We start from the raw sequence: 11,783 nt of genomic DNA on the forward strand, positions 1-11,783 counted from the left end.
GTTAAAGCCGGCAGTGTCCTGTAGTGGACCGCTAAAATAACCGGGTTCTTTATATTCCAGAGTGTGCGAGACGAACAAATCAGAAGTAAACCGCCCTGCGCCAGTATCAACACCTGCCCTGATTTGCAAATCCAAACCAGATGTTGAAAGCTCACCGTTGTTTACATAGGCACTGTGAACAATTGGCTTGCCGCCGCTGCGATCCACATAGGTGTTGGTAGACGGATCAAATGCGTAACCTGCCACTTCTGCATAAAATACGTCTTGCGTCAGCGGTTGGATAATCACGTTGCTAATATCAACCATCCAGTAGCTTAAATCGACGGTTAAATCGTCTGCAACTTCCCAGTTGCCACCCAAACTAAACGAATCAGATTTTTCTGCATCCAGATCTTCGTTGCTGTAAAAGTAGGTGTCAATTTGGGTGCTGGAACAATCTTCAGGTGCGATATTGTTTTTTGCACAGGTAAATTGGTCTGATGCGGTTTCTGCAGAAAATGCAGTTGCACCATAGATCTCATCCAACCCAGGTGCACGAAACCCGCGTCCAATACGCGAACGCAATACCAAGGTGTCAGTGACCTGCCAGGTTGCAGCAACGGTAGGTGACGTGGCTGAACCGAAATCGCTGTAGGAGTCATAACGCACTGCCGCATTCATTTCAATGGTGTCGCTTACCGGAAGCACTGCTTCAGCAAACACTGCGGTTATATCGCGGCTGCCGCGCGCCGAGTTACCGGAACTGCCACCCACAAACCCGCCTTCTGATGCGCGGTCATAATTGTTTTCATAATCCAGTGATAGTTCTTCTACGCCGACGAGCGTGAGCACCTCACCCGCACCAAACCAATCGCCCACACCAAATTGCAAGTGGCCGTAGGCTTTCATCATTTCGCTCAGGTTATCTTGCGTAGTCAAGGCGCTCATGGCTTGCGCGCCCTCTTCCGAGAAGGGATCAATCCCCTGATTCATAACATAATCAAGGCCGGTATAGGACAAATAATATTTGCCGTACTCTTTGGCATCGTAACGACTGTTTTGCACGTAGACTTCATAACTCACATCATCAGTCACATCGCCGCGCAAACCGAAGGTGGTATCAAACTGGGTGTCAGTGGTGTAGTTATCGCGCAAGCCAACGTTAGTCCAGCGATAGTATCCAGTCAGCTCATAATTATCGCCAATCAACCCTTGTGCTTTTAAGGCTTCTATATCGAAGGGGACATCTTTGTAATCGGCGGGCATGTCTTCCCATGCTGCTGCTGCGGGAGCGAAGCGCCCGAAAGATTCAACGCGCGAGATAATTGAACGCGCATAAAATTCGGTTGTATCGTTCACATCATAGGTGTAATTAACATAGACATTGGTTTTATCCAATTCTGCTTTGTTGGCAGAAACATCGGCAAAACCGTACATACAATAGGTATTTTCATTCAAATCAGAATCGGCACCCCAATCGATATCGGCATCCACCACACCGAGAAAACCATCGCCAGCCGCACAGCCATTTGCCGCTTTAATGCGGTCATAACCAGTGTCCGGATCATAAATCGCAATGGATTTACCGTAGATGGAATAGCCGATGGTATCGACATAAGCATCGATCACACCGTCGCCATCAACATCGCGGGTTTTTGGGGCGGTATAACTGCGGTCGCGATCAAAAATAGGATCGCGTGTACTCTTCTCGATAGCAAAAGTGAGGTTGCTATTATCGCCATCAACACCGGCCAATAAGCTCGCACTAAACTCGCTGCCGTCATCGCGCGACCGATCACCACCGCGAATTTTAAATTCCACACCCTCAAATTTTTCGCGCAGGTGCATGTTCACCACACCGGCAACTGCATCAGATCCATATACCGCAGAAGCACCATCTGCTAGCACTTCAACACTTTCAACAGCGGCCATAGGCACCATGTTGATGTTGGTGGTTGCAGCACCAAGATTTGGTGAGCCCACCATACGGCGGCCATCCAGCATTACCAGGGTACGAAAATCTTCCAACCCGCGTAGATTAATCGTCGCGTTAGATTGCGCAGAACTACCCGAGCGCTCGCTGAATGAACCGAATGAGTTTAACGGCGAACTGCGCAAAACATCTGCTATTGTCAGTGATCCAAGCGCATCAATTTGTTGCCGTTCGATTTGAACTACCTGACCACCATTTTGATAGTCGCTTCGCTTGATACGCGAACCAGTGACCAGGGTCTCTTCAATAACCTCGCCTGCAGGTTCCGACTGCGCGTAAACTGGCGCAGTCGCTCCCATCAACAAGCTAGCTACACCCAGTGTGATGCACTGAATACTTAACGATAACGGATGTTTCTTATTCATTTACTCGCTCCCAAGGCTAGTCCATTGAAAAAAGTTACTACTTGATACACAGAAAATGACGGGGAATTCCTGACTAAAATTCGCATTTAGAAAGTGGTAGCGAACGGTCAGGCTTAACGATTTCTTTATTGCACAACCACAGAACATTCCGGATCAACTTCAATTAAAAAATCATTTTTACAATTGCGGCTTTCATGCCAATTAGCCGCTGTTTAGTGCTTAGCGCTAATTGCTATTGAATTTTGCGTAGAAACCTAGGTTTTGTTGAGAGTATTTATCGAATCAATATTCCAGATTTATTTATATTTTTTTACTGACATTACCGATTAGCTTAGTGGAATTTTTTCGGGTGCACCAGAAAGTGTCAAATAAATGCACAAAAAAAATCATCCATGAATTAAAAATGTGCACAGATGCAACATATGGAACGGGGTGACTATTGAGAGAGCAGGAAAACTGAGGCGACACCTTGTAAGACTTGCGCACACAAAAAACCTGATCATTTAGGCGATTACAGTCAACAATTCTGCAACCGAGTCAACAACATAGTCAGGTTTAACATCTGACTGCTCAAAATAGGCTTGGCGAAACTTTCCCGTTTTAACCAAGCAACCTTTTATTCCGATTAATTGCGCACCACCTACATCGCTATCTATATCGTCACCCACCATCAGTGCATTTTCTGCTTTCACATTGGCAGAATCCAAAACCCGTTGATAAAAATCGCGGTTGGGCTTACCCATAATACGAGCGTTTTTGCTGCAGACATATTCAAGACCGGCAACAAAAAATCCGATATCAGCCTTCAACCCTTCGCTGGTTTGCCAAAAACGCCCCTTGTGCAATGCAATTAATTCCGCTCCATTCTGCATCACATTAAATAAACGGTTGATCAGGTTTAGATCCCAGCGGTCACCTATATCGCCCAGCACCACATAATCCGGCTTTTGCTCGTCCCAGATAAATTCAGTGAAATCAGTTTTTATCGCATCCGCAACCAGTGGCCAAATACGCAGTGGGCGGGCAGCCTGCTGCTGTAAATTGCGCAATTCCAGTGTTGCGGCAACCGCAGCACTGATCAATTCATCGGCATGGAGTTGAAAACCCATCACCCGCAATTGCGCAACCAGTTCGTCTTGCGATTTTGTTGTGGTGTTGGTGATAAACCGCAGCGCAATACCGCGTTCACGCAATTGTGTAAGGGAGGCGATAGCACCGGGGATGGGTTGATTGCCGATATAAAGCGTTCCATCCAAATCGAGCAGAATCAATTGCGGAAGATGAGGCATCTGATTATCTCCTTAAACAGGAACGATCAACTGGAATGGCTCAACTATAGACCTACTAAACTGCCTATTCAAAACATCATTCAGATACGCAACAAATGCACCAACTTGCATGGAAAAAATATAATCACCTTTTCTCAGTGCAAATTTTTATTCACCACGCGCAATATTTCTTCAGACAATTTTGGGTCATCCACTGCGCGTGCAATCACTTGGGCACCGACCAAAGTAGCCCGTTCGCGCTTGGCAGCTTCGGTTTTGGTGGCGGGCAATAAATTCATCACTGCGTTGAGCAGGCGATTAAAGCTTTGGGTGAATGCTTGTTTAATTGCGGGCGTTTGACGCGCAGCATCTATTCCCAATGCAGCCATCAAACAACCACTACCGGGATTATCGCGATGCTCAGTCGATAAATAGCGCGCGATAAACATTTTGTATTTCGACCCTTTCGTTGTTGCGTGCGCCGCTTCACCTTGCTCCAAAAGCTCATCTACGGCATAAGCACAGGTTTGCGCCATTAAATCTTCTTTGGATGCAAAATGCCCGTAGAAACCGCCATGGGTTAAGCCCACTTTTTTCATTAGATCAGCTATACCAATGCCATCAAAACCTTTTTCGCGAAATAATTGCGCAGCGGTATGCAAAATTTTTCCGCGATTTTCTGCTGCTTGCTCTCTACTGACTCTCATCGTTATTTCCGCTCACTGATAAAAAGGCCGCCTGCCGATGACCAAATAGTGTTTGACAGTATACATGACGACCATCATATAATTATAAATGATAGCTGTCATGTATAAATTAACCGAGGAATATTCCATGAACCAGCAACCCCGCATTGTGATTACCGGAATGGGTATAACCTCACCGCTCGGTTGCGGTATTGAGCCTGTGTGGCAGCGATTGCTCGCGGGGAAATCCGGCCTGCGCAGCCTGCCCGATGACATGGTCAATGAGCTGCCCGCTAAAGTCGGCGGTGTAGTTCCTTCTTTTGAAGAAGATGCTGACGCCGGTTTGAACCCGGATGCCATTGTCACCCCCAAAGACCAGCGCAAGATGGATCGCTTTATTTTGCTCGCGCTCGCCGCCACCGATGAAGCCCTGCAACAGGCGCAGTGGCAACCGACAACCCCAGAGCAGCAGGAGCGCACGGCAACCATTATCGCCTCGGGTGTTGGTGGCTTTCCGGCAATCGCTGATGCGGTGCGCACCGCCGATACACGCGGCACGCGCAAGTTATCGCCTTTCACCATCCCCTCATTTCTGGTCAATCTGGCAGCCGGACATGTCTCAATTAAATATGGCTTTAAAGGCCCATTAGGTGCACCGGTCACGGCATGCGCAGCGGGCGTACAGGCGATTGGTGATGCCGCGCGTATGATCCGTGCGGGCGAAGTAGATGTTGCGATTTGTGGCGGTGCTGAAGCCTGTATTCACACCGTAAGCCTCGGCGGTTTTGCAGCGGCGCGGGCGCTATCCTCGGGCTTTAATGACGAGCCGACGCGCGCATCCCGACCGTTTGATCGCGACCGCGATGGTTTTGTGATGGGAGAAGGTGCTGGGATTTTGGTGATTGAATCGCTCGACCATGCGCTAGCGCGTGGAGCACAACCGATAGCTGAAATCGTCGGCTACGGAACCAGCGCTGATGCGTATCATTTAACATCGGGACCAGAGGACGGCGACGGCGCAAAACGCGCCATGGAAATTGCCATCAAGCAAGCGGGCATAAAACCTGCGCAAATCCAGCATCTCAATGCTCATGCGACCTCCACCCCTGTGGGTGATAAAGGCGAACTTGCTGCAATAAAACGCGTTTTCGGTGATAGAGAAACGGTAGCCGTGACATCCACCAAATCGGCCACCGGCCACTTACTCGGTGCTGCCGGCGGGATTGAAACCATTTTTACCGCGTTGGCTTTGCGCGACCAAATGATCCCGCCCACTTTGAATCTCGAACATAAGGATGATGCAGCTGCGGGTGTTGATATAGTTCACGGCAGCGCGCGCGCAGCGGTAATCGACTACGCCATCTCCAACGGCTTTGGTTTTGGCGGAGTCAACGCCAGTATTTTGTTAAAGCGCTGGGTGTGAGCCGCGCGCCTCAACGCGTATACTGCGCACTCTTTTTTTGCTGCAACAGTTGAGGAGCAAGCATGTCGAAGTTTTGGAGTCAGGTGGTGCGCGAACTGGAGCCCTACGTGCCCGGTGAGCAGCCGCAGATTGATGGTTTAATCAAGTTGAACACTAATGAGAGCCCCTACCCGCCCTCACCCAAAGTGATCGATATGATGACCCATGACGCCATCGACCGCTTGCGCCTTTATCCCGACCCCAATTCAAAAAAGCTAAAAAATACTATCGCCGGATATTATGGCGTGACCGCTGAACAAGTCTTTGTCGGCAATGGTTCGGATGAGGTACTTGCGCTATTATTTATGGCGTTTTTCCAGCAGGACAAACCACTGCTATTCCCGGATATCAGCTACAGCTTTTATCCTGTGTACTGCAAATTATTTGGCATAGACGCGCAAACCATTCCGTTGCGCGATGACTACACCATCAATTTTTCCGATTACACCATTGCCAACGGCGGAATTATTTTCCCCAACCCCAACGCACCTACTGCGATAAGCAAACCGCTGCCAGAAATCGAAGCGCTGCTGCAACGAAATACTGAATCGGTCGTCGTTGTCGATGAGGCCTACGTGGATTTTGGGGCGGAGACGGCAATTGCATTAGTGGATAAATATCCAAATTTATTAGTCGTGCAAACCCTGTCCAAATCGCGTTCGCTCGCGGGGATGCGTGTGGGCTTTGCTGTTGGCCATAAAGATTTAATTGATGCATTGGATCGCGTTAAAAATTCATTCAACTCTTATCCGCTTGATCGTTTGGCAGAAGCCGCAACCGTAGTGGCGTTTGAAGATGATGCCTACTTCAAAAGCTGCCGCGATAAAATTATCGCCACCCGCGAGTGGACAGTCAAAGAGTTGGATAAGCTCGGCTTCAAGACACTGCCATCGCAAGCGAATTTTGTATTCACCGAACCAGTCGGTAAAAACGCAGCAGATGTTGCACAGTATTTACGCGACCACAAAGTTCTGGTGCGCTACTTTAACAAGCCCCGTATCAGCCAGTTCCTGCGTATCACCATCGGCACAGACGCAGAAATGCAGGCGCTGATCAATGTATTAAAAATGCTGTAATTTTTCTAAAAAAAGACCCAATAAAAAGCCCGAGCGAATCGGGCTTTTTTATTGGATTTGAACAGACTGCGACTTATTTGATTTCGGAGATCTGCGTATTTTCAATAGCAAAATATTTATCCATACCAGTCCAGTGCAACAACTGTGCTACTTCCTTATTACAGTTACATAACTTGATTGAATCGCGCGCCGAACCTTTGCGCTCTTTAAATAACAGTAGCATTCCCAATCCGGTTAAGCTTAATGCCGGTGTTTCATTCAGATTAAACTCAAATTCTTTTACATCGGCTGATTCAGAATCGTTTAGCAACCGACTCCACTCTTTGCGCAAATCATTATCGATATTGCCGTGAATACTCACCCGCAAACCGCGCCCGTTATTAATGCGCACCCAATCCATACTGGCTGAATCAGAAAACGTAATGGTACCTGATGCGCTGGTCGCCTTTGGTGTCGTTACTTTTTTAGCCGGCACAGCAGTGGTTTTGCGGTTCGCCTTAATCGGAACATGACCTCTGGGCATGGAAATCGATGCACTTGCATCGGGCTTGGCCGGCTTGGACTGGGATTTATCCACCCAACCATCGGGAACCACATCATCCCAACTACTTTCTACTTTGCCGTCACCCACCACATCATCGATCACTTTTCCATTAGTACGTTTGAGACGCGCCTGCTCGTCATCGGCGCGAACAATTTTGCGTTCACCCACGAAAGGAACATGATGGCGCATGCAGTACTCCCGAAATGCCGTTAGTAGTTAACTCAATTTTAGTGCACGAATAGGCAAAAGCGAGTCAGTAGCAGTGCCCCTTCGTCAAATGCACAGGTATTTTTACAAGCGCCTTTACTGTGGAATTAACCAATGCGCGTTTTTAATCTTTCTTATGAAAACATATTATTGGCACACTTTTCATCTTTTGCACAAAATGCGCCGCCGTTTGGGAACTTTGGAAACACTGTTGTATTGATTTCAGCCGAGGTTTTAAAGGTGTGGTAAATTCCCAATTTATTTATCATAAAAAAAATCTCCAATAAGCTTTTTTGTTGTAAAGTGCTGATTCGATATAGAAATTTGGGAAATGCAGGCCCCGGAAGAGCGGCCAGAGGTTAGGTTTTTAGTGATAGTGGTCCGCCGCCTGTAATGGGGATGACTCCATGGCGAGATGCACTAAATGGCGCGACGATTACCCAAATTGAGCAACTATGCAAAACAGTGAAGCAGGGCAGTCAAAGAATACTGCTATAGAATTAATTAAAAAGTTCCAGCAGCTTTTTACCGATTTAAATCATAAACAAATTGCCGAGCGTCTGGTTAAGTTGGTAATTGCCAAGGAGACCATTAGCCGCGCGGTGTTAATTGTTGAGCGCGACAGCCATCTGTATGTTGAGGCAATTGCCTCCGCCGGCACCGATGAACCTTTCATCAACGGCGTTGCCACCTCCCTCAGCCGCTTAAATTATTTACCCCATCAATATATCCATCAGGTGTTTGATTCCGGCCGCGCCTGTGCACTGGATCAGCAGACCATCAGCAAACTCGGCGCACTTTTTATCCAGAAAGGCACTCATTCCTGTTTTTTACATCCCATCCAGGAAAAAAATAAAACCATCGCCGTGTTTTATATGGAATCTGCCCACGAGTTGCCCCAACTGCAAAAAGCAGTCAATGAGCTGGATACCGTCTGGACCTTCAGTTCACTGCTGGTGCGACAAGTCATCGACATGTGGCATCACGAGGAGCAAGCCGAACGCTTCCGCCTTGCCGAGCAAGCACTTTGGGCCAGCGAAACCTATCTGAATGCAATTCTGCGCTACTCACCGGCGCTAATTTCAGTCAAGGATCTAGACGGCAATGTCGTGCTCGCCAGCGAACACTACAAGCAGATGGCCAATATCGACGAGACTGGTTTTGTCGGCAAAAACGTATTTGATGTCTACCCCAAAGATGTAGCCCAATCCATGTGGGAAATAGATGTCGCCACCAAGACCAAACAGCAGACCTACGAGGTCGAGCTGGATTTAATGCATAAAGATGGCAGCCAGCACACCTATTTGATGGTGAAGTTTCCGCTGCGCAACAAAGAAAACAATGTGTTTGGTGTCTGCACCATTGGCACTGATATCTCCGAGCGCAAGCTGGCCGAAAACGCCCTGCGCGAGCAACAGTCGCGCCTCAACTATATGGCGTTTCACGACTCGCTCACCTCCCTGCCCAACCGCTCGCTGTTTTATGACCGCATTTATCATGGCCTGGCGCGCGCGCGCCGCAGCGAATCCAAAGTCGCGCTGATGCTGCTGGATATCGACCGCTTCAAAAATATCAATGACAGCCTCGGCCACGATGCCGGCGACATTCTGCTAAAAGCCATCGCCATGCGCCTGAATGAAGGTGTGCGCGATATGGATACCGTCGCGCGCCTTGGCGGCGACGAATTTGTAGTGGTCCTCGAAGGTATTCACGACATTGAGGATGTGGTGTTTGTGGCTAATAAGCTGCTCACGACGCTATCGCGCCCATTGGAAATTAGCGGCCACAGCATTTCCACCACCGTCAGTATTGGTGTCAGCCTCTTCCCGGATGACGGCATGGATACCGACGAACTGCTGAAAAACGCCGATGTCGCCATGTACAAGGCGAAGGAAGCTGGCAAAAACAATTGCCAGTTTTACACCAAGGGTATGAACGCTACTGCAGTGAATTATTTGCTGCTCGAAAACGATTTACGCCGCGCAGTGGACCAACAACAATTGGTTCTCTACTACCAACCGCAAGTCGATTTAAAAACCGGTGAAATGATGGGTGTAGAGGCGCTGGTGCGCTGGCAGCATCCTGACCGAGGCCTGATCTCGCCCGCACATTTCATACCGCTCGCAGAAGAGACAGGCTTGATTGTGCCAATTGGCGAATGGGTACTGCGCGAGGCTTGCCGCCAACAAAAAATCTGGTTGGATGCAGGTAAGTTTGTGGGCAAGATTGCCGTGAATTTATCGCCGCGCCAGTTCCGTCAAAAGAATTTTCCCGGCAAGGTCGAAGCCATTCTCACTGACATCGGCCTGGACGCAAAACATCTGGAACTGGAGATCACCGAAAGCTGCGCCATGGAGCATGCGGGTGAGACGATCAACCAGCTGAATCAACTGAACCAAATGGGCATGTTCCTCGCGATTGATGACTTCGGTACTGGCTATTCATCGCTTGCCTATTTGCAGCGCTTCCCAATCCAGAAACTCAAGATTGACCGCAGCTTTATCAACGACATCCACGACGATGATAACGATGCTGCCATCGCCAAATCGATCATCGGTCTTGCGCACAATATGCAAATGCGGGTTGTCGCAGAAGGTGTGGAGAACGAGCGCCAAGCCGAATGGCTGCGCGATAAAGGCTGCGATCAAGCGCAGGGCTTTCTCTACGCCAAACCCATGACCGCCAAACAATTGGAAAACCATTTCCACAATGGCCGATTTTATTTTGACGGCACCATTGTGCACTTGGAGCCGCATTTGAAATTGGGGGCTTAAGCCCCCTCTTATCTTGCGACCTTAACCCTTACCCCGCGTTTTATTAGCATTCGGGCGCGCATTTTCTTCCACAAACATCACGATTGCTTCTGCAATATCTTTTTGCGTCGCACCTTCAATCCCCTCCAAACCAGGCGATGAATTTACTTCCATCACTAATGGCCCACGGCTCGAACGAAGTAAATCTACCCCCGCGATGTGCAGCCCCATGGTCTGCGCTGCCTTAATTGCGGTGCGTCGCTCGGTCGGGGTGAGCTTGGTGACTTTGGCGGTGCCGCCGCGATGTAAATTGGAGCGAAATTCTCCCTCTTGCGCGGTACGCTCCATCGAAGCGACCACTTTATCGCCGATCACAAAACAGCGCACATCGCTGCCGTTGGCTTCTTTGATAAATTCCTGAACCAGAAATTCAGCACGCAGCTCGCGGAAAGCTTCAATCACGCTCTCTGCCGCTTTTTGGGTTTCCGCGAGCACTATGCCACGCCCTTGGGTGCCCTCGCAGAGCTTGAGCACCAGTGGTGTGCCGCCAACCAGTTTGATCAGCTCTTTGGCGTCATGCACGTTATAGGCGAAGCTGGTCTTGGGTAGACCTATACCTTTGCGCGAGAGCAATTGCAGAGCGCGCAACTTATCGCGCGAGCGCCCTAGGGCGATAGACTCGGTCAGGCAGTAAACCCCCATCATTTCAAACTGGCGAATCACCGCCAGGCCGTAGTGGGTGACAGAGGCACCGATACGCGGAATTACTGCATCAAAATCTTCCAACTGCTCACCCATATACCAAATGGCGGGACTGTCGGAGGCGATATCGATATAGCATTTAAGGATGTCGATCACGCGCACTTCATGGCCGCGCTTAGCGCAGGCCTCCACCAAACGGCGAGTGGAATAAAGGCGGCGGTTGCGCGACAAAATAGCGATTTTCATAAAAGACCTGATTGAGTAAAAAAGGAAGTGGCCGCCGCTAGAGCGATGCCATCGCTGGCTGGTTTTTATTGCCACCCAGTAAAAAGGATTTGCTGCTATCAACCCAAAAGCCCTGCTTAAGGGCGCTGCGCCCAAGCAACATGCGGAAACGCATGTTCTCCCGGTCAGTCAGCGTGACCTCAATGGTCATACTGATACCATTGATCTGCAGGCTGGTGTCAATCACCACCCGCTGCTCACTGTGACCGCCCGAGTCGGTCACCATGCGCACGTCCTTAACCGGCGCCTCACACTCAATGCAAGTGAGGCTGTCTTTTTGCAGCGGATGCAGGCCAAACCTCACCCACGGCTTGCCATCTTTATCAAAAGGCGTAACGTAGTAAGCATGTAAAGCGCTGGTTCGCGCGCCAGTATCGACTTTGGCCTTGATGGCAGGAATGCCTAAATCCGGCAGCCCTAGCCACTCACGCCAGCCAATTACTTCAGGTTGTTTTTTGGTCAC

9 protein-coding genes are annotated in these 11,783 nt (G+C 49.2%); 3 read left to right on the forward strand and 6 right to left on the reverse strand.

All coding sequences use genetic code 11. The features are described from left to right. From ACWA6V_RS09075 to ACWA6V_RS09085, 3 genes are all read right to left on the reverse strand, one after another. On the reverse strand, nucleotides 1-2,337 hold a 2,337-nt coding region (locus ACWA6V_RS09075; RefSeq protein WP_449522182.1), incomplete at its 3' end, for a TonB-dependent receptor plug domain-containing protein. Between the two features lie 503 nt (nucleotides 2,338-2,840). Further along, complete coding sequence (locus tag ACWA6V_RS09080; RefSeq protein ID WP_449522183.1) at nucleotides 2,841-3,626, reverse strand: TIGR01458 family HAD-type hydrolase; 786 nt, start codon at nucleotides 3,624-3,626, stop codon at nucleotides 2,841-2,843. Nucleotides 3,627-3,760: 134 nt separating this feature from the next. Beyond that, nucleotides 3,761-4,312 carry a TetR/AcrR family transcriptional regulator gene (locus ACWA6V_RS09085; protein ID WP_449522184.1) on the reverse strand — a complete coding sequence of 184 codons (552 nt, stop codon included), beginning with the start codon at nucleotides 4,310-4,312 and terminating at the stop codon, nucleotides 3,761-3,763. 127 nt (nucleotides 4,313-4,439) lie between these two features. Here ACWA6V_RS09085 and fabF point away from each other — a divergent pair, with 127 nt between their 5' ends. Both fabF and hisC read left to right on the forward strand, forming a co-directional pair. After that, entirely contained in the window at nucleotides 4,440-5,714 is a 1,275-nt protein-coding gene (gene fabF, locus ACWA6V_RS09090) for a beta-ketoacyl-ACP synthase II (RefSeq protein ID WP_449522185.1), read from the forward strand. Nucleotides 5,715-5,776: 62 nt separating this feature from the next. Then, entirely contained in the window at nucleotides 5,777-6,829 is a 1,053-nt protein-coding gene (hisC, locus tag ACWA6V_RS09095) for a histidinol-phosphate transaminase (protein WP_449522186.1), read from the forward strand. Between the two features lie 73 nt (nucleotides 6,830-6,902). Here hisC and ACWA6V_RS09100 read toward each other — a convergent pair whose 3' ends face one another. Continuing rightward, complete coding sequence (locus ACWA6V_RS09100) at nucleotides 6,903-7,562, reverse strand: STAS domain-containing protein (RefSeq protein ID WP_449522187.1); 660 nt, start codon at nucleotides 7,560-7,562, stop codon at nucleotides 6,903-6,905. A gap of 473 nt (nucleotides 7,563-8,035) precedes the next feature. Here ACWA6V_RS09100 and ACWA6V_RS09105 point away from each other — a divergent pair, with 473 nt between their 5' ends. Beyond that, entirely contained in the window at nucleotides 8,036-10,354 is a 2,319-nt protein-coding gene (locus ACWA6V_RS09105; protein ID WP_449522188.1) for a sensor domain-containing protein, read from the forward strand. Nucleotides 10,355-10,375: 21 nt separating this feature from the next. On the opposite strand, the gene rimK is transcribed toward ACWA6V_RS09105, so the two are convergent. Together rimK and ACWA6V_RS09115 are read right to left on the reverse strand one after the other, a co-directional pair. Then, the gene (rimK, locus tag ACWA6V_RS09110; RefSeq protein WP_449522189.1) at nucleotides 10,376-11,281 is read right to left on the reverse strand and encodes a 30S ribosomal protein S6--L-glutamate ligase; all 906 of its coding nucleotides are present in this window, start codon (nucleotides 11,279-11,281) and stop codon (nucleotides 10,376-10,378) included. A gap of 37 nt (nucleotides 11,282-11,318) precedes the next feature. Beyond that, nucleotides 11,319-11,783, reverse strand: a 465-nt coding sequence (locus tag ACWA6V_RS09115; protein ID WP_449522190.1) for an ATP-dependent zinc protease family protein, incomplete at its 5' end; no start/stop codon positions are given.

The organism is Cellvibrio sp., assembly GCF_053579595.1.

What these genes read in the sequence shown, in the direction of transcription:
- ACWA6V_RS09085 (WP_449522184.1), bottom strand. Translation starts at nt 4,312, where the DNA reads ATGAGAGTCAGTAGAGAGCAAGCAGCAGAAAATCGCGGAAAAATTTTG.
- ACWA6V_RS09080 (WP_449522183.1), bottom strand. Translation starts at nt 3,626, where the DNA reads ATGCCTCATCTTCCGCAATTGATTCTGCTCGATTTGGATGGAACGCTT.
- fabF (WP_449522185.1), top strand. Translation starts at nt 4,440, where the DNA reads ATGAACCAGCAACCCCGCATTGTGATTACCGGAATGGGTATAACCTCA.
- ACWA6V_RS09105 (WP_449522188.1), top strand. Translation starts at nt 8,036, where the DNA reads ATGCAAAACAGTGAAGCAGGGCAGTCAAAGAATACTGCTATAGAATTA.
- hisC (WP_449522186.1), top strand. Translation starts at nt 5,777, where the DNA reads ATGTCGAAGTTTTGGAGTCAGGTGGTGCGCGAACTGGAGCCCTACGTG.
- ACWA6V_RS09100 (WP_449522187.1), bottom strand. Translation starts at nt 7,562, where the DNA reads ATGCGCCATCATGTTCCTTTCGTGGGTGAACGCAAAATTGTTCGCGCC.
- rimK (WP_449522189.1), bottom strand. Translation starts at nt 11,281, where the DNA reads ATGAAAATCGCTATTTTGTCGCGCAACCGCCGCCTTTATTCCACTCGC.